This is a genomic window from Pseudomonas sp. RGM2987 (genome assembly GCF_022952855.1).
In the GTDB taxonomy this organism is placed as follows: Bacteria; Pseudomonadota; Gammaproteobacteria; order Pseudomonadales; family Pseudomonadaceae; genus Aquipseudomonas.
The window spans coordinates 1-23,380 of the sequence record NZ_JALJDX010000139.1; the positions used below are offsets into that span (position 1 = coordinate 1).

18 protein-coding genes are annotated in these 23,380 nt (G+C 62.0%); 8 read left to right on the forward strand and 10 right to left on the reverse strand.

What is annotated here, in order from left to right; all coding sequences use genetic code 11:
- Positions 1–145 precede the first annotated feature (145 nt).
- From sutA to glnK, 4 genes are all read right to left on the reverse strand, one after another.
- Positions 146–469, reverse strand: coding sequence for a transcriptional regulator SutA (gene sutA / locus RGM2987_RS04670; RefSeq protein ID WP_007941277.1), 324 nt, complete (start codon positions 467–469; stop codon positions 146–148).
- Between the two features lie 102 nt (positions 470–571).
- The gene (locus tag RGM2987_RS04675) at positions 572–997 is read right to left on the reverse strand and encodes a secondary thiamine-phosphate synthase enzyme YjbQ (protein WP_245138934.1); all 426 of its coding nucleotides are present in this window, start codon (positions 995–997) and stop codon (positions 572–574) included.
- A gap of 213 nt (positions 998–1,210) precedes the next feature.
- Positions 1,211–2,545, reverse strand: coding sequence for an ammonium transporter (locus RGM2987_RS04680; protein WP_245138935.1), 1,335 nt, complete (start codon positions 2,543–2,545; stop codon positions 1,211–1,213).
- 33 nt (positions 2,546–2,578) lie between these two features.
- Positions 2,579–2,917 (reverse strand): P-II family nitrogen regulator, encoded by a 339-nt coding sequence (glnK, locus tag RGM2987_RS04685; RefSeq protein WP_002555808.1) that lies wholly within the window; start codon positions 2,915–2,917, stop codon positions 2,579–2,581.
- Positions 2,918–3,331: 414 nt separating this feature from the next.
- Between glnK and RGM2987_RS04690 the strand changes: the two genes are divergently transcribed.
- Positions 3,332–3,592 (forward strand): accessory factor UbiK family protein, encoded by a 261-nt coding sequence (locus tag RGM2987_RS04690; protein WP_245138936.1) that lies wholly within the window; start codon positions 3,332–3,334, stop codon positions 3,590–3,592.
- Between the two features lie 51 nt (positions 3,593–3,643).
- Here the strand turns inward: RGM2987_RS04690 and RGM2987_RS04695 are convergent, their stop codons facing one another.
- A complete protein-coding gene (locus RGM2987_RS04695; RefSeq protein WP_245138937.1) occupies positions 3,644–5,284 on the reverse strand; it encodes a methyl-accepting chemotaxis protein in 1,641 nt (546 codons plus the stop codon).
- A 544-nt stretch (positions 5,285–5,828) separates the two neighbouring features.
- Between RGM2987_RS04695 and RGM2987_RS04700 the strand changes: the two genes are divergently transcribed.
- Genes RGM2987_RS04700 through RGM2987_RS04710 form a run of 3 tightly spaced genes read left to right on the forward strand, consistent with a single transcriptional unit; the run spans position 5,829 to position 9,346 of the window.
- On the forward strand, positions 5,829–7,157 hold the full coding sequence (locus RGM2987_RS04700) for a cytochrome c (RefSeq protein ID WP_245138938.1): 1,329 nt from the start codon (positions 5,829–5,831) through the stop codon (positions 7,155–7,157).
- A gap of 15 nt (positions 7,158–7,172) precedes the next feature.
- A complete protein-coding gene (locus RGM2987_RS04705) occupies positions 7,173–7,715 on the forward strand; it encodes a sorbitol dehydrogenase family protein (RefSeq protein ID WP_245138939.1) in 543 nt (180 codons plus the stop codon).
- The gene (locus RGM2987_RS04710) at positions 7,712–9,346 is read left to right on the forward strand and encodes a GMC family oxidoreductase (RefSeq protein ID WP_245138940.1); all 1,635 of its coding nucleotides are present in this window, start codon (positions 7,712–7,714) and stop codon (positions 9,344–9,346) included. Before RGM2987_RS04705 ends, RGM2987_RS04710 begins: the two co-directional genes overlap by 4 nt.
- 10 nt (positions 9,347–9,356) lie before the next feature.
- Here RGM2987_RS04710 and RGM2987_RS04715 read toward each other — a convergent pair whose 3' ends face one another.
- On the reverse strand, positions 9,357–10,634 hold the full coding sequence (locus tag RGM2987_RS04715) for a HAMP domain-containing sensor histidine kinase (protein WP_245138941.1): 1,278 nt from the start codon (positions 10,632–10,634) through the stop codon (positions 9,357–9,359).
- 242 nt (positions 10,635–10,876) lie between these two features.
- Here RGM2987_RS04715 and RGM2987_RS04720 point away from each other — a divergent pair, with 242 nt between their 5' ends.
- Positions 10,877–12,370 (forward strand): YifB family Mg chelatase-like AAA ATPase, encoded by a 1,494-nt coding sequence (locus RGM2987_RS04720; RefSeq protein ID WP_245138942.1) that lies wholly within the window; start codon positions 10,877–10,879, stop codon positions 12,368–12,370.
- Between the two features lie 6 nt (positions 12,371–12,376).
- Here the strand turns inward: RGM2987_RS04720 and RGM2987_RS04725 are convergent, their stop codons facing one another.
- The 3 genes from RGM2987_RS04725 to RGM2987_RS04735 all read right to left on the reverse strand — a co-directional run bounded on the left by RGM2987_RS04725 (position 12,377) and on the right by RGM2987_RS04735 (position 17,060).
- On the reverse strand, positions 12,377–13,591 hold the full coding sequence (locus RGM2987_RS04725; protein WP_245138948.1) for an aldose 1-epimerase family protein: 1,215 nt from the start codon (positions 13,589–13,591) through the stop codon (positions 12,377–12,379).
- Between the two features lie 384 nt (positions 13,592–13,975).
- Positions 13,976–15,952 carry a methyl-accepting chemotaxis protein gene (locus RGM2987_RS04730; protein WP_245138943.1) on the reverse strand — a complete coding sequence of 659 codons (1,977 nt, stop codon included), beginning with the start codon at positions 15,950–15,952 and terminating at the stop codon, positions 13,976–13,978.
- Between the two features lie 187 nt (positions 15,953–16,139).
- On the reverse strand, positions 16,140–17,060 hold the full coding sequence (locus tag RGM2987_RS04735; RefSeq protein ID WP_245138944.1) for a LysR substrate-binding domain-containing protein: 921 nt from the start codon (positions 17,058–17,060) through the stop codon (positions 16,140–16,142).
- A 157-nt stretch (positions 17,061–17,217) separates the two neighbouring features.
- Here RGM2987_RS04735 and RGM2987_RS04740 point away from each other — a divergent pair, with 157 nt between their 5' ends.
- Positions 17,218–18,612 carry a NorM family multidrug efflux MATE transporter gene (locus RGM2987_RS04740; protein WP_245138949.1) on the forward strand — a complete coding sequence of 465 codons (1,395 nt, stop codon included), beginning with the start codon at positions 17,218–17,220 and terminating at the stop codon, positions 18,610–18,612.
- A gap of 107 nt (positions 18,613–18,719) precedes the next feature.
- Here the strand turns inward: RGM2987_RS04740 and RGM2987_RS04745 are convergent, their stop codons facing one another.
- Positions 18,720–20,387, reverse strand: coding sequence for a bifunctional diguanylate cyclase/phosphodiesterase (locus RGM2987_RS04745; RefSeq protein ID WP_245138945.1), 1,668 nt, complete (start codon positions 20,385–20,387; stop codon positions 18,720–18,722).
- A 275-nt stretch (positions 20,388–20,662) separates the two neighbouring features.
- Here RGM2987_RS04745 and rep point away from each other — a divergent pair, with 275 nt between their 5' ends.
- Together rep and RGM2987_RS04755 are read left to right on the forward strand one after the other, a co-directional pair.
- Complete coding sequence (rep, locus tag RGM2987_RS04750) at positions 20,663–22,672, forward strand: DNA helicase Rep (protein ID WP_245138946.1); 2,010 nt, start codon at positions 20,663–20,665, stop codon at positions 22,670–22,672.
- 56 nt (positions 22,673–22,728) lie between these two features.
- Positions 22,729–23,301 carry a xanthine phosphoribosyltransferase gene (locus RGM2987_RS04755; RefSeq protein WP_245138947.1) on the forward strand — a complete coding sequence of 191 codons (573 nt, stop codon included), beginning with the start codon at positions 22,729–22,731 and terminating at the stop codon, positions 23,299–23,301.
- Positions 23,302–23,380 lie beyond the last annotated feature (79 nt).

Sequence of the window (23,380 nt, forward strand, 5' to 3'; positions counted from 1 at the left end):
CAGCAACTCACCTGCTGAATGTGGAAACGCCTTCGCGAGCAAGCCCGCTCCCACACAGGGCTCGGGTGTGGGCAGGAAGTTTTATTCAACCCATGAAAAAGCCCGCAGCGACGGCGGGCTTTTTCAGCAAGCAAGAAGCAGAAACTCAGATAGGGCGGCTGCCGTACTTGTTGTCGGGCTTCTTGGGCGGATCGGCGACCACGTTGGCCTCCACTTCCTGCACCTTTCCGCCCCTGGCCAGGAATTCCTCCATGGCCTTGGCAAGCGCATCGCGCTCTTTGTTCTTGGCCTCTACGCTCGGCAATTCGTCGACCGACACCGCCGCCTTGGCCTTGCCTTTGGCGGTTGGGACCGGAACGTCGGCCCCATCGTCGTCGGCAACGTCTTCAGCTGCTGCTTCAAGGCCCTCTTCGGCCTCGTCTTCGTCGCCTACTTCGAGGTCGTCGTTTTCCAGATCATCGTCGCTCATGTCCTACCCCATGACTTGCAAAAAGCAGATTAGTTATAGCCCAGCTTCGCCATCTGTTCGAAGGCTGCCAGAAAAAATTCAACATCCGCCGGCAACCGGCAGTTATGCCCCTTCACCGTACAAGGTGGCGAGGACTTTACGAGCACCGCCATGATCACGGTGCTCGCCCAGATAAACACCTTGCCAGGTCCCCAATGCCAACCGTCCCGCCGTGACCGGAAGGCTGAGCTGGCAGCCGAGCACGCTGGCCTTGAAGTGCGCCGGGAGGTCGTCCAGGCCTTCGTCGTTGTGCTCATAGTCGGCGGTTCCTTGTGGGATCAGCCGATTGAAAAATCGTTCGAAGTCTCGACGCACCGCCGGATCGGCGTTCTCGTTGATGGTCAACGAGGCCGAGGTATGCTGCAGCCACAGATGCAACAGACCGACACGACATGCCTTGAGTTCAGGCAGGCCGGCGAGCAGTTCGTCCGTCACCAGGTGAAAGCCCCGGGGCCTTGCCCGCAGGGTGATCAGCGTCTGTTGCCACATACAGATCTCCGCACGCTCGGCGCGCATTCTAGCGCGCTCAGGAAAAAAACAAAGAGCCTAATATTCCTCCTTCGATGTAAGCCTTTGGCGGTAGAAAAACCATGTCGCTTACATGACAAAGGACGTCGGGAAAACCGGCAAGTCATGTGAGCAATGACAAATCCCAGGCAAAAAAATGCCCGGCGAGGCCGGGCATTTTTTCAGTGCGCGTGCTTACAGGTTGTAGCCGCGCTCGTTGTGTTGGGCCAGGTCCAGGCCCACCGCTTCTTCTTCCTCGGTGACACGCAGACCCATCACAGCGTCCAGCACCTTGAGGATGATGAAGGTGACGATCGCGGTGTAGATCACCGTGAACCCGACACCCTTGACCTGAATCCACACTTGCGCGCCGATGTCGGTCACGGTGCCGAAGCCACCCAGGGCCGGTGCAGCGAACACACCGGTCAGGATTGCGCCGAGGATACCGCCGATGCCATGCACGCCGAAGGCATCCAGGGAGTCGTCATAACCGAGCTTGCGCTTGAGGGTGGTGGCGCAGAAGAAGCACACCACGCCTGCGGCCAGGCCGATGACCAGGGCGCCCATCGGGCCCACGGTGCCAGCGGCCGGGGTGATCGCCACCAGGCCGGCCACCACGCCCGAGGCAATGCCCAGTGCGCTTGGCTTGCCGTGGGTGATCCACTCGGCAAACATCCAGCCCAGCGCCGCCGCAGCGGTGGCGATCTGGGTCACCAGCATCGCCATGCCGGCGGTGCCGTTTGCAGCCACGGCGGAACCGGCGTTGAAACCGAACCAGCCGACCCACAGCATGGCCGCGCCCATCAGGGTGTAACCCAGGTTATGCGGGGCCATCGGCGTGGTCGGGAAGCCTTTGCGCTTGCCCAGCACCAGGCACGCCACCAGGCCCGCGATACCGGCGTTGATGTGCACCACGGTGCCGCCGGCGAAGTCCAGTACGCCCCAGTCCCACAACAGGCCGCCGTTACCGGACCAGACCATGTGCGCGATCGGCGCATAGACCAGGGTGAACCACACGCCCATGAACACCAGCATGGCGGAGAACTTCATCCGCTCGGCAAACGCACCGACGATCAGCGCCGGGGTGATGATCGCGAAAGTCATCTGGAAAGTGATGAACACCGCTTCAGGGAACAGTGCAGTCGGCCCGGTAATGCTGGCCGGCGTGACGCCCGCCAGGAACGCTTTGCCCAGGCCGCCGACGAAGGAATTGAAGTTGACGACGCCCTGCTCCATGCCCGTGGTGTCGAACGCGATGCTGTAGCCATAGATGACCCACAGGACGCTGATCAGACCGGTAATGGCAAAGCATTGCATCATCACGGAAAGAAGGTTTTTCGAACGCACCATGCCGCCGTAGAACAGCGCCAGGCCCGGAATGGTCATGAACAGTACAAGAATGGTGGCAGTCAGCATCCAGGCGGTGTCGCCGGAATTGAGGACAGGGGCTGCCGCTTCTTCTGCCATGGCCAGGCCAGGCATTACGAAGGACAACAGGGCTCCTAGCCCTGCGAATTTACGCAGAGTCATATTGTTTTCTCCTGGGGCGTTGGGTTTGGCGGCTTAGATGGCGTCGGTATCGGTTTCGCCGGTACGGATGCGAATAGCCTGTTCCAGATTGACCACAAAGATTTTCCCGTCACCGATCTTGCCGGTGTTGGCGGCCTTGGTGATTGCTTCGATCACCCGGTCCAGGTCCTTGTCGTCAATGGCGACATCGATCTTCACCTTGGGCAGGAAATCGACCACGTATTCCGCACCGCGATACAGCTCGGTGTGGCCTTTCTGCCGACCGAAGCCTTTGACCTCAGTAACGGTAATGCCCTGCACGCCGATCTCGGACAACGACTCGCGCACGTCGTCCAACTTGAACGGCTTGATGATGGCAGTGACTAGCTTCATGAAACTTTCTCCCGAATTGGTGGACTTGCCCCAGGAAAACAAACCCGACTCAAGTCTAAGCGCAGTGCCTGGCTTTGTAACGCGTCGTCGGCCCAAGTTGCCCGACAGGCGCCAGTCAACCGTTCCTGACGAAGCTCCCCGCTTCGTCTGCTGCACTGCATTCGTCACAACGACTGCATCAGTGCATGGGTCATCAGCCTCTAAGCAGAAACCTTGCCATCTGTGCGCAACTCCCCTGATTTCAGGGGGTTAACCATTACGCTCGCTTGCGCGGCGGTGCGATTGGCAGCGATACGCACAACAACAGTGCGACGATGCCCGGCGCCGTGCGCGAAAAGCGTGCAGTCCTTGCTTGGAAATGACTATAGACACTGCGTGATACACTGCCCGCCATCGTTTTCCAGGACACCTGACATGCTTGCCCCCAAAGATCTCCTCGATGCCCTGAGCGGCCATGCCTCCCGCCTTCTGAGCGGCGACACCCCGCTGCCCAGGAACGAAATCGAAAGTCAGTTCAAGGCCCTGCTGCAAAGCGGCTTCAGCAAGCTGGACCTGGTCAGCCGGGAAGAATTCGACAGTCAGATGGTCGTGCTGGCCCGGACCCGGGCGCGCCTGGAAAGCCTGGAGGCGAAGGTCGCGGAGCTGGAAGCGCGATTGGCTCCAACCCAGGAATAAGCAGGCTCGGGATACGCCTGGTACTGGCCCAGGCGTAATCACTCCCAGGCGTCAGAGGCGGAAGCGGCCGACCAAGGTATTGAAAGACAGCGCCAGGTTGGACAACTCCTGGCTCGACGCATTGGTCTGGTTCGCCCCCGCCGCGGTCTGGGTCGAGAGATCCTGGATATTCACCAGGTTGCGATCCACCTCACGGGCCACATGGGCTTGTTCCTCGGACGCAGTGGCGATCACCAGGTTGCGGTCGTTGATCTGCGAAATACCGTCAGCTATCTGCTCCAGTGCCTCGCCGGTGGCCTGAGCCAGGCTCTGGGTCTCGGTGACCAGTGCCTGACTCTTGCCCATGGCATCGACCGCGCCGTCGGCGCGATTCTGGACCGCATGGATCATGCTTTCGATTTCACCGGTGGACGCCTGGGTACGCGCCGCCAGGGCGCGAACCTCATCAGCCACCACGGCAAAGCCGCGCCCCTGCTCCCCGGCCCGCGCAGCTTCGATCGCCGCGTTGAGCGCCAGCAGGTTGGTTTGCTCGGCGATCCCGCGGATCACATCCAGCACCTTACCGATATCCCGGACCTGCACGGCCAGATCACTGACCAATCCGGTGGATGAGGTAATTTCCCGGGTTGCATTGTTGATCGCCTGCACCGCATTACGGGCCTGATCGCGTCCATTGCTGGCCTGCGAACTGGTCGCTTGGGAGGCCTGGGAGGTGGAAACGGCATTGCGGGCCACCTCCTCCACTGCCGAGGTCATCTCGGTCACAGCCGTGGCCGCCTGTTGGATCTCGTCGTTCTGCCGGATCAGGGCACGACTGCCATCGTCAGTGACCGCGGTGAGCTCCTCGGCGGCGGAAGCCAACTGTTCCGAAGCGCTGGCAATCTGCTGGATAGTGGTCTTCAGGCTGGCTTGCATATCGCCCAGGGCCTTGAGCAATTGACCGGCCTCATCGCGGCTGGTGCTGGTGATGTGCTGGGTCAGGTCACCCTGGGCAATGCGTTGGGCGCAGTCGACCGCCACGGCAATCGGTCGGCTGATCAGGCGGCTGATGAACATGCCCAGCAGCAGCGCCGCAACAAAGGCGATGGCAATGCCGCTGTACAACACCGTCTTGGCCGTCGCCTCCTGGAGCGTGGCGGCCTTGGCGTCCTCACTGATCTGGCGATCGTTGGAATCGATCATGATGGTCAACTGATCCATCACCTTGCGATAGGTCTGCTGCAAGTCCCCCAACAGCAGCGTGCGACCGTTCTCCAGGTCACCCGCCGCCATCAGCGCCACGTACTGCTGCACCATGGCCTGGTAGACCGGCCAGTCGCGCGCCATCTGGTCACCGGCCAGGCGCTCGTCCTCAGCCAGGTTGCCCTTGCGGTAATCGGCGAACGCCTTTTCGCTGGCCAGCTGGTTGGCTTTCATCGACGCGAGAAACTCATCCTTCATGCTCTGCGGGGCATTGCCTGCCGTCGCCACGTACAGCCGGTACATGTCGCGGGTCTGGCCGACTGCCTTGGTCTTGGTCTGCGAGGTATTGGCAACCGAAACCAGGTTGTTGTTGAACACCGCCTGCAGGCGGGCCGACAGCGCGGAAACGCCACTGACGCCCAGCATGCCCACGGCAAGCGTAATCAGGGCGCAGACGAAAAACGAAGTGATCAGTTTGGTCGAGAGTTTTGCGTTATTGAGCCAGTTCATCGGTGGTCCTCATGGGTGCTGATCGAGCAGCCCCGTTATGTATTTCCCCGCCCGCGTAACGCCAGGTAAAGGGCCTGTGTACGTATTCCATGGCCGATTGGCTCGCCTGGCGACAGGACACTGTCGACACGTTGCTTGATCGGTTTTTTGCCTTAGTCGTCGTACAACACTACAAATTTTGACCTACATCTCAGTAAAGCTTCGAACGTCACGAAGGACATTATCTTGCTCAATACGTGGGGCTTGCCTAGGTCTAAAAAGCTAAATAACCGCCTAAACGCCCGTTCTAGACACTCTCAACAGAAATAAATAAATACTGGCTCTTCGCCATATTTATTGAGAAATGTTACAGCATGTGAAATATTGATCGCAATATACGACATCGTATAACTGACGCCGATATCTTGACGAACTGCACAACGTGGATGCGTCGAAAGCCAAACGTGAGGAGTGATACATGCATCCGCAAAGGAGGGGCCAGCCATTGTCCGGCCCGCGCCGGGCAACGCCCGTAAGGCATAGGTTTGCAGGGTGCCTGGCCCTCTTGACAATAAGCCTGGCGGCCCATGGCGAGGCGCTCGACGCCAGTGCCTCGCCAGGTAAACGACTGGCAGTGGCTGCCGACTGCGTGGCCTGTCACAGCACCACGGGCGGCAAGCCTTTCGCGGGCGGTTACCCACTCGCCTCGCCGATGGGCGTCATCTACTCGACCAACATCACCCCTTCCAAGACCGCCGGTATCGGCCATTACAGCCAGGCAGACTTCGCCCGCGCGGTGCGTGACGGCGTGACGCCGGACGGCACCCACCTGTACCCGGCGATGCCGTACACCTCCTATGCGCAGATGACTGACAGCGACGTCGCCGCGCTGTACCAGTACTTCATGCAGGAAGTCACGCCGGTGGACACGCCCAGTCCCAAGACCGAGCTCGCCTTCCCCTTCAATATCCGCGCCTCGATGCTCGGCTGGAACGCGCTGTTCCATAGCTCGAAACGCTTCGAGGCGGACCCAGGCAAGTCCGAGCAGGTCAATCGCGGCGACTATCTGGTCAACGCCCTGGGTCACTGCGACACCTGCCATACCCCGCGCAATCTGCTGATGGGTGCCAAGAACGACAAGGCGCTTTCCGGCGGTTCGCTGGGCGCCTGGTACGCCCCGAATATCACTTCGGACAAGACCAGCGGGATTGGTGCCTGGTCGAGTGACGAGCTGGTTGCCTACCTGCGCAGCGGCCATGTCGAGGGCAAGGCACAAGCCGCCGGACCGATGGCCGAAGCGGTTGAAAACAGCCTGCAGTACCTCGACGAAAACGACCTCAAGGCCATCGCCGCCTACTTGCTGCAAACGCCTGCGGTAGCCAATGGTGAACGCCAGGCCCGCCATACCTTCGGCCAGGCGTCAGACGATGAACTCAGCCTGCGCGGCGGCAAACCGCAGGACAATCCGGGCTGGCACATCTTCAGCGGCACTTGTGCCAATTGCCACCAAGCCAATGGCCAGGGCACCCGGGAATACCCTTCACTGTTCCACAACACCACCACCAGCCACCGCGACAACCTGATCGCGACCATCGTCTACGGCGTGCACCGGGAGGTCGACGGCGTTGCCATCGATATGCCGGGGTTCGGTCCGGATGCGCTGTTCACCGATCGCCTCGACGACCAGCAGATCGCTGATGTCACCAACTACGTGCTGTCGCGCTATGGCAACGCCGAACTGAGCGCCACCGCAGCCGATGTGGCGCAGGTGCGTGCAGGCGGGGCCAAAGCGCCCATCGCCGTGCTGGCCCAGTTCGGTCCACCGACCCTGATTGCGCTGGTTCTGCTGGCGCTTTATTGGCTCCGGGCACGTCGCCGGCGACAGGAGGCCTGAGCAATGGAGACTTCGATGACTGACAATCACCTGCCCGTTTCATCTGCGCCCACCGACCGGTTATCGCGCCGCAGCCTGCTGCGCGGCTCGGTCACCCTGGGCCTGGCCGCCCTGGTCGGCGGCCTCGGTCCCTGGCAATCGGTGCTGGCCATGGCCGAGGGCGACCAGGACTTCCTCGTCGTGTCGCAATTTCTGGTCAGCCGCCCGGTCAATCCGGTCCTGGCGGCGCGCTATTACCGCGCGCTGAGCCGGCGCGCGCCGAATTTCAGCGGCAACGTTGCAGCCCTCAAGCAACTGATCGATGGGCAAGGCTTCAAGCATGTCGATGGATACCTGGCACAGGCCAATCCGGATCCTTCGCTGAAGGCGACCGCGACCAGCATCATTTCGGCCTGGTACCTGGGCATCGTCGGCGAGCTCGCCGACAGCGAACTGATCAGCTACCGCGAAGCGCTGATGTATCGACCGACCCACGGCACTCTCATCATCCCAACCTACGGTGGCGGCCCCGATTCGTGGGGCGCCAAGCCAGCCGATACCCAGGACTTCAAACTATGAGCAGCGTTGTCTACGACGCCGATGTGGTCGTCATCGGCTCCGGCGTGATGGGCGGCTTGATCGCCACCGGCCTGGCCAAGGCCAATAAATCCGTGATCGTCCTGGAAGCAGGCCCGCGGGTGAACCGCCGCGATATCGTCGAGACCTTCCGCAATGCGCCGGTCAAGCTGTCGTTGGCCAACGCCAAGCTACAAGGCGCAGGTTCGCCCTACCCGAGCCTGCCCCATGCGCCCTCCACCTACGGCGACTACCTGCAACAAATCGGCCCGGTGAAGTACAACACCTCTTATCTGCGCGTGGTCGGCGGCACCACCTGGCATTTCGGTTCATCGCTATGGCGCATGTTGCCCAACGATTTTCGTCTCCATTCCCTTTACGGGCGCGGGCGCGACTGGCCGATCAGCTACGACGAATTGGAGCCCTTCTATGCCCGTGCCGAGACCGAGCTTGGGGTGTCTGGCGTCGACGGCCAGGATGAAAGCGGCCAGGGCGGCGGGGCCTATCCGCCGCGCTCGATCCCTTATCCGATGGAAGGCCTGAAGCCGAGCTACATGTTCAAGCGCCTCTCGACCCTCTTGAGCAAAGGCGGCTACAACCCGATCCTCGAACCCAATGGCCGGGCCACCCGCCCGTATGGCAAACGCCCACCGTGCGCGGGTAACAACAACTGCAATCCGGTGTGCCCGATTGCGGCCAAGTACGACGGATCGATGCACATCGACGAAGCCGAGCGCCACGGCGCCAAGGTCTTGGACAACTCGGTGGTGTACCGGATCGAAGCCGGCGACGATGGCAGGATCACTGCAATCTGGTACATGCGTCCGGATAAGAGCCAGCATCGCCTGACCGCCCGCGCCTTCGTACTGGCGGCCTATGGCATCGAATCACCGAAGCTGTTGTTGATGTCCACGTCCGAGAAGTACCCCAACGGCATCGCCAACTCGTCCGATCAGGTCGGGCGCAACCTGATGGACCACACCGGCGTCAGCATGAACGTGATGACCAAGGAAGACATGTGGCCCGGCGAGGGGCCGACCCAATTGCTGGTATACCTCAACAGCCGCGACGGGGCGTTTCGCAAGGACTATCCGAGCTACAAGATCAAGGTCAGGAACACGGTGCCCACCTCACAGATCACCACCAACCTGATCGCCAAGGGCGTACTGGGCTCCAAGCTCGACGAACAGATCCGGTTGCAGTCGGCGCGCTCCTTGAACTGGGCGGTGGACTTCGAAACGTTGCCGCTGCCGGAAAACCGCGTCACGCCAAGCAAGACTCGCTTCGACGCCATCGGCCTGCCGGTTCCGGAAATCTATTACAGCGTTCCGGACTACTGGCATGCCGGCAAGGAGAAAGCGCTGGACGACCTCAAGCAATTCGCCCATCTGCTGGACGCCGACATTGTCAGCACCGACGTCGGCTTCCAGAACCGCCAGCACATCATGGGCACTACCATCATGGGCGACGATCCGAAGAACTCGGTGGTCGATCGTGACTGCCGCAGTCACGACCATGCCAACCTGTTCATCGCCGGCACCAGCGTCATGCCGTCATCGTCCTGCGTGAACCCCACGCTGACAGGTGCGGCCCTGAGCATTAGGATTGCCGATCAATTGCTGAGGGAGGTGTAGTCGGGCTCGCTCAACCACTTGCCGCTCGTTGAGGCTGGTCTTGGCTGGAGGCGAGCGGCAACTCCAGGACAAACAGCGCGCCCTTGCCCGGGCCGGCGCTCTGCACAGTCAGGTCGCCGCCCATCTCGTGCGCAGCCAGGATACAACTGTGCAAGCCAAAGCCGTGCCCATCGGCCCGCGTGGTAAAACCATGCTCGAACAGCCTTGGAAGATTCTGCGCGGCAATGCCTTCGCCGTTGTCCTCGACCTCGACCCGTACGCGCTGATCGTCAACGACCTTCAGGCGCAGGGTAATCTGCGATGGCTGCCCGTCGCGTGCATCCAGTGCCTGCTTGGCGTTGTTGATCAGATTGACCAGGATCTGCAACACCTTGTGCTTATCCAGCGACATGACCGGCGTCTCGCTGAACTCCTTGACCAGCGTGATGTGATGGCGGACCAGAGCCACGTCGCAGATGCGCACGACATCCTCGACCAACTCGCGTAGCGAGCCTGGCTCCAGCACGCTGGAGTTACCGGCGTAGGACTGCTGGGTGGCAACGATCTCCTTGATATGGTCGATTCGCCGGGTCAACTGCGCCAGCTCGGCGATCATGCTGTGCTGCTCGACGGCCAGGGCTTCGGCCAGCTTGCCGAGGTAGTCCGGCAGTGCGCGGCCTTTCGGATCGCTGCTGATGAAGTGCCCGAGGTCATCGGGATGTTCCTTCATCAGTTGAGCGACCTTGGCCACTCCCGGCCCCTTGGATGTATGGACTTTGTCGTACAGGACCTGGGCTGACACATTGACGCTGTTAAGCACATTGCCCACGTTGTGCAGCACATTGGTGGCGATCTCCGCCATGCCGGCCCGACGCGCCGTGGTCACCAATTCGGCCTGCGCCTCGCGCAACTCGTCGTTGACCCTGGCCAATTGCTGGGGGCTGGGAATCTTCAGCGCCGCAGGCACCAGCCGGACCAGCAGAATGGCGGTAATCACCGAGGCAATCGCGGTGATCACCTTAACCAGCGCCGACAGCCAGTAGTAGGGTTGCCAGATGGTCAGGATCTCCATCACATGACTGGTCCCGCAGGCCAGGATAAAGACGCCGAAGGCCGCCAGCATCCAGTCGAACGGGACATCCTTGCGCTTGTGGATGAAGTAGATGAGCGTAAAGGGAATGGTGATGTAGGAAAGGGTGATCAGGCCATCGGCGATCACATTGGTCCAGAGCAGATCCGGACGCCACATATAGCAATGCCCATGGGGCATGAAGCGATTGTCGGTCAACAGCGCCAGCAGATCGTTCATGGCTGCGTCCTCCTTGTGCCGTTGAACCACACCGTTGAACTGCCCGATGCCTGTTGGAACAAAAAGCAGTCTAGCAGAGGCCCGGCAACTCATTCCGGGCGGTGGCAGCAGAAAAATCGTCGGCCGCAGCCGCAACATCCGGCCAAGATTTCTCTTTCAAATGCTGAGTCGCCGGGCGCCGCGCCGACTAACCTTCATAGGCCGCAGGATGCGGCTCCCAGTCATAAATCAAGGAACGATTCATGTCGCTCGCCATTGTCCACAGCCGCGCCCAGGTGGGGGTGGAGGCCCCTGCCGTCACTGTCGAAGTCCACTTGGCCAACGGCTTGCCATCGCTGACGATGGTTGGCCTGCCGGAGGCCGCAGTGAAGGAAAGCAAGGACCGGGTGCGCAGTGCGATCATCAACTCGGGGCTGAGCTTCCCGGCGCGGCGCATCACGCTGAACCTGGCGCCAGCCGATCTGCCCAAGGACGGCGGGCGGTTCGACCTGGCGATTGCCCTGGGCATCCTGTCGGCCAGCGTACAGGTGCCAACCCTGACGCTGGACGACGTCGAGTGCCTTGGAGAACTGGCGTTATCCGGTGCGGTGCGGCCGGTACGCGGGGTACTGCCGGCGGCTCTGGCGGCTCGCAAGGCCGGACGCACGCTGGTGGTGCCACGGGCCAATGCCGAGGAAGCCTGCCTGGCGTCTGGCCTGAAAGTGATCGCCGTGGATCATCTGCTCGAAGCCGTGGCGCACTTCAACGGGCATACGCCGGTCGAGCCTTTTGTTTCCAACGGACTGCTTTCGGCCAGCAAGCCCTACCCCGACCTGAATGAAGTGCAAGGCCAGGCCGGGGCCAAGCGTGCCTTGCTGATTGCCGCAGCAGGCGCACACAACCTGTTATTCAGCGGGCCGCCGGGCATCGGCAAGACCCTGCTGGCGAGTCGTCTGCCAGGGCTGCTGCCGCCCCTGGCCGAGAGCGAGGCCCTTGAGGTCGCGGCGATTCAGTCGGTTGCCAGTTGCGTGCCGTTGAGCCATTGGCCGCAGCGGCCGTTTCGCCAGCCCCATCACTCGGCTTCCGGCCCGGCGCTGGTGGGCGGCGGGTCGAAGCCGCAACCCGGGGAAATCACCCTCGCCCATCATGGCGTGCTGTTTCTCGATGAGCTGCCGGAGTTCGACCGCAAGGTCCTGGAAGTCTTGAGAGAACCGCTGGAGTCAGGGCACATCGTGGTCTCCCGCGCCCGTGATCGAGTGCGCTTCCCGGCACGCTTCCAATTGGTGGCGGCGATGAACCCTTGCCCCTGTGGATACCTTGGCGAACCCAGCGGTCGTTGTTCCTGCACGCCGGACATGGTGCAACGCTACCGCAACAAGTTGTCCGGCCCTTTGCTGGACCGCATTGACCTGCACCTGACCGTCGCCAGGGAAGCCACGGCGCTGAACCCCAAGGGCGACTGCGCAGAAGATACGGCCACAGTGGCCGCACAGGTGGCCGAGGCCCGCGAGCGTCAACAACGACGCCAGGGCTGCGCCAATGCCTTCCTGGATCTGCCGGGCCTGCGCCGGCATTGCTCGTTATCCACAACCGACGAAACCTGGCTGGAAACCGCCTGCGAACGGCTGACCCTGTCGCTGCGTGCCGCCCACCGCCTGCTCAAGGTCGCCCGAACGTTGGCGGACCTGGAACAAGCGGCAGGCATCCGCCGCGAGCATCTGGCCGAAGCGTTGCAATATCGGCCGGCTACGCCATGAACTGCATCACGGCTTGGTCAGGTCCACCAGCGGCGTATCGCGCACTTCGGTTTTCTGGCCGTTCTGGATGGCCTCGATGCGTGACAGTGCCTTATCCACGGCGCCCTTGTCCACCAGCAGGCTGTAGTGGATCTGGAACTGCTTGTGTTCTTTCGGGCCGATGGTAGGTACCAGGCCCAGCGGCCGTTGGTAACGGCGGTTATAGGAGAAGCTGGTGCCTGGCTCCAGCCCGGTGACGTAGCCCTGGCCCTGGGTATCGGTGTTTTTCCACAGAGAGAACACCGGCAGCGTACTGGTGTTGAAGCCCACCGACACGCCGAGGCTACCGGCTTTGTTGTGCAGCACGGTCAGCGTGTCACCCTTGGCGTCGGCATACGGCACGACGTTGTAGACCGTTTCGTCGTAATCCTTGGTGGGGGCCCGGTAGGTTTGCCAATCCGCCAGGTCGCCCTTGGCCTTGTCGTTGAACGGCGAGACCTGCTTCACCGGTGCGGCGAAACGAGCGCCCTGCTCCAGAAACGGCGTACTGAAATTACTGTGGTAGAGGGCCTGGTACTCTTTCGGGTAATCGCCATTGTTGGTCAGCGTATCGTTGAGGGCGAATGTCACGCTGCCGGGTTCGGTGACCAATTCGGTCTGCACCGAGAAATCGACCTTCTTGAATGCCTGCTCCTTCAACTCGCCCCGCAGGGTAATTGCATAGGGCGGCTTTTCATCGATGTGCAGGGTGACCTTGTTGGCCGGAATATTCGCCGCGCGACCGTGCAGGGTCAGCAGCTCGCCATTATCCATGCCGGGATGGCCGACCCATTCGTAGCCACAACGCGTCACCAGTTCGTTGAACCCTTCGAGCCAGCCCAGGCCACCGCGGCCGTTGAGTTCGATGAAGGCCGGATTGACCACTTCCTTGACCGGCGAATCCCAGCCCATGCGCACGCTGCCGACCGAGGCCTGCAACACATTCATGCCACGGGTCGGGACCACGGAAAGCTTGAGGGTGCCGTTGTCGATGTCGACGATGCTGACGCCTTCCTGCCGGCCACCGTGCAGGGTGCGCATCGTCACGGAAAACGGTTTGTCGGTCTTCACGCCCAACTGCTGGCTGGTGATTTGCCACGGTTGCGCGGCCTTGTCGGTGTCGAGCAGGACGTAATCCCAGGCCATGGCATGGGAGGCAGCGCCCAGGGCGCCGAGGGTCACGAGGAGTTTGAACGGGGTCATGGTCATGGCCTTTTCTTGGAGTTGTGCGGATTTTATAGACTTGAAGAAACGTTTCAGCAAGCCTAAAAACGGCAAATTCCAGAAAATCCAATTTTAAAAGCGGGGGAGTTGTGGAGGCGAGCTTGCTCGCGATGGCGGTGGGTCAATCGGCGGGTAGGTCGATTGTGCCGACGTCTTCGCGGGCAAGCCCGCTCCCACAGGGATATCGGGCGTTCGCAGGTTCGAGGTTCACACAGACCCACTGTGGGAGCGGGCTTGCTCCGGGCGGCGATCCGACGAAAGCGGTAGGTCAGGCAGAGGAGATATGGACAATGACGCCGTCTCATCCGCACAAAGACTCACCCCTTGACGGAGGTGAGCCCATGCGCGACGGCTACTGCCGGCTCAGCGGAACCGGTCAACCTCTTGGCGCAGGTCCCGGGCCAGTTTTTCCAGTTCCTTGGCGGTCAGCGCCAGGTCGGAGACGACCTGGCGCTGCTCGCTGTTAGCCAGGGCGATGCTCTGCAAGTTGCTGCTGAGCAGGGTCGCGGTGCTGCTTTGTTCCTGGGTGGCGGTGGTGATCGCGGCGAATTGCTGGCCGGCCGAGCGGCTCTGTTCGTCAATGCGCGCCAGGGCCGAGGCCACGTTGGCGTTGCGCGACAGGCCTTCCTGCATCAGCAGGTTGCCTTGCTCCATGGTACTGATGGCGTTGCCGGTTTCCTGCTGGATGCTGTTGATCATCCCGGAAATCTCGTCCGTGGCCTGACGGGTACGGGAAGCCAGGCTGCGCACTTCATCCGCGACGACCGCAAACCCACGGCCCTGCTCACCGGCACGGGCGGCTTCGATCGCCGCGTTCAGGGCCAGCAGGTTGGTTTGCTCGGCGATGGAGGTGATGACGCCAACGATGCCGCCGATTTCCTGGGAACGCTGGCCCAAGGTGTTGATGACCGTGGCGGTGCTGTTCAAGGCGCCAGCAATCTGTTCCAGGGACGAGGACGCTTCATCCATCGAGGTCCGGCCGATCCGCGTCTGCTGGGCGTTTTCCTGGGCCAGGCGCTCGGTGTTGCCCATGTTGTCGGCAATGTTCAACGAGGTCGCGCTGAACTCTTCCACCGCGCCGGCCATGCTGGTGATTTCGCCCGACTGCTGCTCCATCCCTTCATACGCACCGCTGGACAACCCGGCCAGGGTCTGGGCACGGCTGTTGACCTCTTGGGAGGCCTTGCGGATATGCTCGACCATGGTCGACAGGGCCTGGCTCATCTGGTTGAAGGCGCGGGACAACTGACCGATTTCGTCATGGCTCGACACGTTCAAGCGCACGCTCAAGTCGCCGGCACCCAAGGCTTCGGCCTGGCGCACCAGATCGCCCAACGGGGCGAGCTTGCTGCGCAGCAGCCACATGGCGGCGCCGACCGCCAACAGCATCGCCAGCAGGCTGCCGATTGCCAGTTGAGTACCGACACTCCAGGTCACTTCGCGAATCTCGGCCTTGGGCATGCTCGCCACCACCGCCCACGGACCGCCCTCGAACGGTACCGCGACGCTGTAGAAGTCCTCGGCGGTATCGCTCCAGAACGCGCCCTTGCCGGGCGTTTTCACCAGGCCAACGACGGTCGTGACCGCCGAATCAAGCGCCTGGACGCCAGCCGGCGGCACCAGCCATTTGTTCTGCTCATCCAACAACGCCAGCGAACCGGTCTTGCCGATACGGAAGCGCTTGAGGTTTTCGAACTGCGCGTTTTGCGCGTCGGTGTAGTCGAATCCCACATACAGCGCGGCGATGATCTTGCCGCTGCTGTCGGTCACCGGGCTGTATTGAGTCATGTAGTAGCGGCCGAACAGCAAGACGCGGCCGATATAACTTTGCCCGCTGGTCAAACGGGCATAAGCCGGGCTGGCATGGTCCAGCACCGTACCAATGGCGCGTGAACCATCCTGCTTGGCCACCGAGGTGCTGACCCGAATGAAGTCATCGCCGCTGCGCACGAAGATCGTGGCGGTGCCAGCCGTCATCTGCTTGAACTCATCAACTTCCTTGAAGTTGTTGTTCAGCACTTCGCCGCCCAGGTTCAAGCCTGGGGTCTGTACGCCTGCCACCGCCACCGGCTGGTCCGGATGCACACTCAGCCCTGCGCTGAAACGCTTTTCGAACAGGCCAGCCAAGCGCTGGGTGCTCTCGCGCAAGGTGCCGTGGAAGGTATTGAGCTGGTCGGCCATCAGACGCGCTTCGCTGGCCAGATGCTCCTCACGGGTGGCGAGGTTGGCGGCGTCCAGCGAACGCAAGGCGAAGACGGTACTGCCGGAAATCACGATCGCCAGTATCACAGCGAGGGCGAGGCCCAGCTGTGAGGCGATCCGGGCACGGGGTTGAGACATGACGGCTCCTGGCCGAGACACCGGATCATCCTGATCACGTCGCACGCTCGGCATTTTATTCAAGGTAAGGTATGTGTTTGCCCTTTCTGAACGAGGGTTCCATGTTCACGGATTCGGCAGCGAAGCCAAATACTTGAGCGGCCCGGGAGCAATAATACCAAGTGGCTATCACGAGCCCCGCAACGATTCAGCCAAGCCGTTGCACGGCTGGCAGTTGCATGGCCTTGACCTCACCTTGAAGAAAGTCACTGAGCCGGCGCAAACGTTCGCCTCCCGGCCGGGTCTTCGGCCAGACCAGGTAATAGTGCTCGCCGCTGGCTACCGCCGTCGGCCACGGCAGGCTCAGGCGTCCCTGGGCCACGTCCTCGGCCACCATCAGCAGGTCGCCCATGGAAACGCCATAGCCGCGCGCCGCCGCGATCATCCCCAGCTCCAGCGTATCGAATACCTGCCCGCCCTTTAGCGAGACCTGGTCAGACAAGCCCATGCGCTCCAGCCAGCTGCGCCAGTCGCGGCGGTCCGGCGTCGGGTGCAACAGCTCGGCGCTGACGAGCCGCTCGACGGTCCAGGGCTGGTCGTTCAACAGGTTCGGCGCACCCACCGGAATCAGCTCCTCGGGGAACAGGAAACTGGCTTCCCAATCCGCCGGGAAATGCCCGTTGCCCAGCAACACGGCACAATCGAAGGGTTCGGTGTTGAAATCCACCGAATCGACGTCCATCCAGGCGCTGGTCAGTTGCACTTCGTTGCCAGGCTGCAAATGCCGGAAACGACTCAGCCGCGCCAGCAACCAACGCATGGTCAGGGTCGAGGGGGCTTTCATGCGCAAGATGCCATCCTCGCCGTGCAAGGTATGACAGGCGCGCTCAAGGGCCATGAAGCCATCACGCACGCCCGGCAACAGCAAGCGCGCCGCCTCGGTCAGTTGCAGGTTGCGCCCGCTGCGAACAAACAAGCGGCAGGCGAAGTGCTCTTCCAGTGTACGAATGTGCCGGCTCACCGCACTCTGGGTAATCGACAACTCTTCGGCCGCCCGGGTGAACGAGCTGCACCGCGCCGCTGCTTCGAATGCCCGCAGCGCATAAAGAGGAGGTAAACGACGAGGCATCGGGAAAGCTCCTATAGCACTTGGCGAACCCTACCAGAAACTTCAGCCGCATGAGTTTTAATCATGCCAGCGATCTTTTTTATCCTTTTGTGCAAACCGTCGCGAGCGCCGAGAATCGACGCTTTACTGCCTCGTACAGACATGGAGTGTGATGATCATGCGGCATCCGGCGCGTACCGAACTCTGGGCCATCCTGCGGCTGGCGGGGCCGTTGATTGCCTCGCAGTTGGCGCACATGCTGATGGTGCTCACCGACACCGTGATGATGGCGCGCCTGAGCCCCGAGGCCCTCGCCGGCGGTGGGCTTGGTGCGGCCACCTATTCGTTTGTGTCGATTTTCTGCATCGGCGTGATCGCCGCCGTGGGAACGCTGGTGGCGATCCGTCAGGGCGCCGGCGACGTTGAAGGCGCGACCCGCCTGACCCAGGCCGGGCTCTGGCTGGCATGGCTGATGGCATTGGTGGCCGGGTTATTGATGTGGAACCTCAAGCCTGTGTTGCTGCTGTTCGGCCAGACCGAAACCAACGTGCTGTCCGCCGGGCAGTTCCTGCTGGCGTTGCCCTTCGCCCTGCCCGGCTACCTGAGCTTCATGGCCCTGCGCGGATTCACCAGCGCCATCGGCCGGGCTACGCCGGTCATGGTCATCAGCCTCGGCGGCACCGTGGCCAACTTCCTGCTCAACTATGCGCTCATCACCGGCATGTTCGGCCTGCCGAAGCTCGGTTTGATGGGCATCGGCCTGGTCACGGCCATCGTTGCCAATTGCATGGCCCTGGCGCTGGCCTGGCATATCCATCGGCACCCGGCCTACCGGGCTTATCCGCTGCTTGCGGGCCTGTCGCGGCCCAATCGCCAGTACCTCAAGGAACTCTGGCGCCTGGGCCTGCCGATTGGCGGCACGTACGCGGTAGAGGTCGGGCTGTTCGCGTTCGCCGCGCTGTGCATGGGCACCATGGGCAGCACACCGTTGGCCGCGCATCAGATCGCCCTGCAAATCGTCTCGGTGGCGTTCATGGTCCCGGCGGGGATGTCCTACGCGATCACCATGCGCATCGGCCAGCACTACGGGGCCGGGCAATTGTTGATGGCACGCCTGGCCGGCCGGGTCGGGATCGGCTTTGGCGCGGCGGCGATGCTGGGGTTTGCCATGGTGTTCTGGCTGCTGCCCAACCAGCTGGTCGGTCTGTTCCTGGACCACAACGATCCGGCTTTCCGTGAAGTGATCAACCTGGCGGTCAGCCTGCTGGCCGTGGCGGCGTGGTTCGAACTGTTCGACGGCACGCAGACCATCGCCATGGGGTGTATCCGCGGGCTCAAGGATGCCAAGACCACCTTCCTCGTCGGCCTGGGTTGCTACTGGCTGATCGGCGCGCCGTCGGCGTGGTGGATGGCGTTCCACCTGGGCTGGGGGCCGACCGGCGTCTGGTGGGGCCTGGCCCTGGGGCTGGCCTTCGCCGCCGTGAGCCTGACGCTGGCGTTTGAATGGAAGATGAAGCGGATGATCAGGCGCGAGTCTGGGCAGCAGGGTTTTGAGATCATCCAGGCTGAATGATTACCCCCTGTGGGAGCGGGCTTGCTCGCGAAGACGGCGTGTCAGCCAGAGACTTATCGACTGACCCACCGCATTCGCGAGCAAGCCCGCTCCCACAGAGGCATGCGTCAGACCACGCCCCCTTGCGCAGATTCACCATCCTCCACCAGATACTCAACCAGCTCAGGCAATGGCAACGGCTTGCTGATCAGGAAGCCCTGTACCTGGTCGCAACCGAATCCGCGTAGCAGTTCCAACTGCTCCCGAGTCTCCACGCCTTCGGCCACCACTTCCAGGTTGAGGTTGTGGGCCAGGTTGATCATGGCGTGCACCAGCTTGCGGTTCTCTTCCCGTTGCTCCATGCCGCCGACGAAGCTCTTGTCGATCTTGAGCAAGGCAATCGGCAGGCTGTTGAGGTGCACGAACGAGGAGAAACCGGTGCCGAAGTCGTCCAGGGAGAAGCGCACGCCCAGTCGCCCCAGCGCATCCATGGTCTGCTTGACCAGTTCGCTGCGACGCATCACGGCGGTTTCAGTCAGTTCGAATTCCAGCCATTGCGCCTCGACCCCGCGCTCGGCGATCAGCCGGCTCAGGGTCGACAGCAACTGGCTGTCCTGGAACTGCCGGAACGACAGGTTGACCGCCATGTGCAACGGCGCCAGCCCGCGCTCGCGCAGGGCCTGCATGTCCCGCAGGGCCCGGGAAATCACCCAGTAGCCCAGCGGCACGATCAGGCCGCTCTGCTCGGCCAGCGGGACGAACTCGCTTGGCGGCAGCAAGCCTCGCTCGCCATGGCGCCAGCGCACCAGGGCTTCGAGACCGACGATCTGACCGCCGTCGAGGCTCAGCCGGGGCTGGTAGTGCAATTCCAGCTCGTCACGGCGCAATGCCCGGCGCAGCTCGGTTTCAAGGTCGGCGAGGCTGCGGGCATTGCGGTTGATGCGCTCATTGAAGATATGGAAGGTACAGCCTTGTGTGCTCTTGGCCTGCTGCATGGCGATGTGCGCGTGCCACATCAGCGGATCGGGGCCGGCCTGGGCGCGAGCGTGGGCCACGCCCAGGCTGCAACCGATCAGCAGGCTTTCGCCGTCGACCCAATAGGGTTCGGCCATGGCCTCGATGATTCGCTCGGCCATCCATTCGGCCCGCTGCGGCGCACGGCGGGTATCGATCAGCAAGGCGAATTCATCGCTGCCCAGGCGCGCCAATTGGTCGCCTGCCTCGAGCGAGCCCTTGAGCCGCGACACCACCTGCAGGATCAGGCGATCGCCAGCCTGATGACCAAGGGCATCATTGGCGTGGCGAAAGTTGTCCAGGTCCAGGTGACCCAGGGCCAGGCCCCGGCCATCGTTTTCCGCCAGGCGCGCCGCCAGCAGGGTCTGGAAACCCTGGCGATTGGCGATGCCGGTCAACGGGTCCTGTTCGGCGAGGCGCTGCAAGGTATTTTCCAGCACGCCGCGCTCGCGCACATGGCGCAGGCAGCGGCGCAGGGTCGCACTGTCGAGTACATCACGCACCAGCCAGTCGCTGACGCCGTCGGGGGCGGTAGCCGGCTCGTGCTCCAGCAAGAGGACAGTCGGCAAGCGGCAACGGCCCGGCGCCGGCTGCAACGGCGCAATTGTCAGCAATATCGCGTTGCGATTGTCTTCGAACAGGCTGCTGACCGATTCCCAGGTCGGGGCGCTGATCAACACGAACGAGGGCCCCAAGGGCGCCAGGCACTCGCGCAGAGCCGCTGCCCACTCAGGCGTTTCGGCCAATAACAGCAAACGCAAGGGTTCGACAGGCGTTGACAAGCTGACTCCCTAGACTCTGCAAGGTGGTTGGCGCGGGGCATTATGACTTGCCGAGGGGCAATGACCAACGCCAATGGTTCTCAAACACGCCGGTTCAAGCTTTTTTTAAACACTTGAAGTCGTACGTTAGACGCAAATTCGCCCCACATCCTGCGTGAAAGTCGCAAAAGCGGCAAATGACAATGCTGTGGACGTCACAAGTCGGATAGCGCAGCACAACCCCACAAGCCTGTTAAAATGCCGGCCCATTTTGCAAACGACTCCCTGAACCTGTCATGTCCCGACTCAATCCCCGGCAGCAAGAAGCCGTGAACTATGTCGGCGGCCCTCTTTTGGTGCTCGCCGGTGCAGGCTCCGGCAAGACCAGCGTGATCACCCGCAAGATTGCGCACCTGATCCAGAACTGCGGGATCCGCGCCCAGTACATCGTCGCCATGACCTTCACCAACAAGGCCGCCCGGGAGATGAAAGAGCGGGTCGGTGGCCTGCTGCGCGCCGGCGAGGGCCGTGGCCTGACGGTCTGCACCTTCCACAACCTGGGCCTGAACATCATTCGCAAGGAACATGCGCGACTGGGCTACAAACCGGGCTTCTCGATTTTCGACGAGACCGACGTCAAGGCCCTGATGACCGACATCATGCAGAAGGAGTACTCGGGCGACGACGGTGTGGATGAGATCAAGAACATGATCGGCGCCTGGAAAAACGACCTGGTGCTGCCACCCGAGGCCCTGGAAAACGCCCGTAACCCCAAGGAACAGACCGCCGCCATCGTCTACGCCCACTACCAGCGCACGCTCAAGGCGTTCAACGCGGTGGACTTCGACGACCTGATCCTGTTGCCGGTCAAGCTGTTCCAGGACCACGCCGACATTCTCGAAAAATGGCAGAACAAGGTCCGCTACCTGCTGGTGGACGAATACCAGGACACCAACGCCAGCCAGTACCTGTTGGTGAAGCTTTTGATCGGCAAGCGCAACCAGTTCACCGTGGTGGGCGACGACGACCAGTCGATCTACGCCTGGCGCGGCGCGCGGCCGGAAAACCTGATGCTGCTCAAGGACGACTACCCGTCGCTCAAAGTGGTGATGCTGGAGCAGAACTACCGCTCCACCAGCCGGATCCTGCGCTGCGCCAACGTGCTGATTTCCAACAACCCCCACGAATTCGAAAAACAGCTGTGGAGCGAAATGGGCCACGGCGACGAAATCCGGGTGATCCGCTGCCGCAACGAAGACGCCGAGGCCGAGCGCGTGGCCATGGAAATCCTCAGCCTGCACCTGCGCACTGACCGACCCTACAGCGACTTTGCGATCCTTTATCGCGGCAACTACCAGGCCAAGCTGATCGAGCTGAAGTTGCAGCATCACCAGGTCCCGTATCGGCTTTCGGGGGGCAACAGCTTTTTCGGGCGCCAGGAAGTGAAGGACCTGATGGCCTACTTCCGCCTGATCGTGAACCCGGACGACGACAACGCCTTCCTGCGGGTGATCAACGTCCCACGTCGGGAAATCGGTTCGACAACCCTGGAAAAGCTCGGCAACTACGCCACCGAACGCAAGATCTCGATGTACGCCGCAACCGACGAGATCGGCCTGGGCGAACACCTGGACAGCCGCTTCACCGACCGACTGGCGCGCTTCAAGCGCTTCATGGACAAAGTCCGCGAGCAATGCGCCGGCGAAGACCCGATCTCGGCGCTGCGCAGCATGGTCATGGACATTGACTACGAGAACTGGCTGCGTACCAACAGCTCCAGCGACAAGGCCGCCGATTACCGCATGAGCAACGTCTGGTTTTTGATCGAGGCGTTGAAAAACACCCTGGAGAAAGACGAAGACGGCGACATGACCGTCGAGGACGCCATCGGCAAGCTCGTGCTACGGGACATGCTCGAACGCCAGCAGGAAGAGGAAGACGGCGCAGAAGGCGTACAGATGATGACCCTGCACGCCTCCAAAGGCCTGGAGTTTCCCTACGTGTTCATCATGGGCATGGAAGAGGAAATCCTGCCGCACCGTTCCAGCATCGAGGCCGACACCATCGAAGAGGAGCGGCGCCTGGCCTATGTAGGCATTACCCGGGCCCGGCAGACGCTGGCGTTCACCTTCGCCGCCAAGCGCAAGCAGTACGGTGAAGTGATCGACTGCGCCCCGAGCCGCTTCCTCGACGAACTGCCGCCGGACGACCTGGCCTGGGAAGGCAACGACGACACCCCGACCGAGGTCAAGGCCGTTCGCGGCAACAGTGCACTGGCTGATATACGCGCCATGTTGAAGCGCTAGAATCGACTACTTTTTTACTGACCCCAGGCGCCAATGGCGCCACCAGAGGAGGCTTCATGGAAGCCCTGCACCAGAAAATCCGCGACCTTGGTATCGTGCTTTCCGATCAGGTCCTGAAAGTCGACGCGTTCCTGAACCACCAGATCGACCCGCAATTGATGAAGCTGATCGGCGACGAATTCGCCGCGCTGTTCAAGGATTCGGGGATCACCAAGATCGTCACCATCGAAGCCTCGGGCATCGCCCCGGCGATCATGACCGGCCTGAACCTGGGCGTGCCGGTGATCTTCGCCCGCAAGCAGCAGTCCCTGACCCTGACCGAGAACCTGCTGTCGGCCACCGTCTATTCGTTCACCAAGAAGACCGAAAGCACCGTCGCCATCAGCCCCCGCCACCTGACCAGCAGCGACCGGGTGCTGATCATCGATGACTTCCTGGCAAACGGCAAAGCGTCCCAGGCATTGATTTCCATCATCAAGCAGGCCGGCGCCACCGTGGCCGGGCTGGGGATCGTGATCGAAAAATCCTTCCAGGGCGGCCGCGCGGAACTGGATGCCCAGGGCTATCGCGTCGAGTCCCTGGCGCGGGTGAAGTCGCTGGCGGGTGGGGTGGTCACTTTTATCGAATAATCCCCACCCCTGAACAAATGTGGGAGCGGGCTTGCTCGCGAAAGCGGTGTGTCAGTCAAAATATTTCTGGCTGATACAC

Excerpts from the sequence above, each read along its gene's own strand:
- RGM2987_RS04715 (WP_245138941.1), bottom strand. The coding sequence starts at position 10,634 with ATGAACGATCTGCTGGCGCTGTTGACCGACAATCGCTTCATGCCCCAT.
- rep (WP_245138946.1), top strand. The coding sequence starts at position 20,663 with ATGTCCCGACTCAATCCCCGGCAGCAAGAAGCCGTGAACTATGTCGGC.
- RGM2987_RS04725 (WP_245138948.1), bottom strand. The coding sequence starts at position 13,591 with ATGACCCCGTTCAAACTCCTCGTGACCCTCGGCGCCCTGGGCGCTGCC.
- RGM2987_RS04705 (WP_245138939.1), top strand. The coding sequence starts at position 7,173 with ATGACTGACAATCACCTGCCCGTTTCATCTGCGCCCACCGACCGGTTA.
- RGM2987_RS04755 (WP_245138947.1), top strand. The coding sequence starts at position 22,729 with ATGGAAGCCCTGCACCAGAAAATCCGCGACCTTGGTATCGTGCTTTCC.
- RGM2987_RS04690 (WP_245138936.1), top strand. The coding sequence starts at position 3,332 with ATGCTTGCCCCCAAAGATCTCCTCGATGCCCTGAGCGGCCATGCCTCC.
- sutA (WP_007941277.1), bottom strand. The coding sequence starts at position 469 with ATGAGCGACGATGATCTGGAAAACGACGACCTCGAAGTAGGCGACGAA.
- RGM2987_RS04675 (WP_245138934.1), bottom strand. The coding sequence starts at position 997 with ATGTGGCAACAGACGCTGATCACCCTGCGGGCAAGGCCCCGGGGCTTT.
- RGM2987_RS04730 (WP_245138943.1), bottom strand. The coding sequence starts at position 15,952 with ATGTCTCAACCCCGTGCCCGGATCGCCTCACAGCTGGGCCTCGCCCTC.
- RGM2987_RS04710 (WP_245138940.1), top strand. The coding sequence starts at position 7,712 with ATGAGCAGCGTTGTCTACGACGCCGATGTGGTCGTCATCGGCTCCGGC.
- glnK (WP_002555808.1), bottom strand. The coding sequence starts at position 2,917 with ATGAAGCTAGTCACTGCCATCATCAAGCCGTTCAAGTTGGACGACGTG.
- RGM2987_RS04740 (WP_245138949.1), top strand. The coding sequence starts at position 17,218 with ATGCGGCATCCGGCGCGTACCGAACTCTGGGCCATCCTGCGGCTGGCG.
- RGM2987_RS04680 (WP_245138935.1), bottom strand. The coding sequence starts at position 2,545 with ATGACTCTGCGTAAATTCGCAGGGCTAGGAGCCCTGTTGTCCTTCGTA.
- RGM2987_RS04695 (WP_245138937.1), bottom strand. The coding sequence starts at position 5,284 with ATGAACTGGCTCAATAACGCAAAACTCTCGACCAAACTGATCACTTCG.
- RGM2987_RS04720 (WP_245138942.1), top strand. The coding sequence starts at position 10,877 with ATGTCGCTCGCCATTGTCCACAGCCGCGCCCAGGTGGGGGTGGAGGCC.
- RGM2987_RS04735 (WP_245138944.1), bottom strand. The coding sequence starts at position 17,060 with ATGCCTCGTCGTTTACCTCCTCTTTATGCGCTGCGGGCATTCGAAGCA.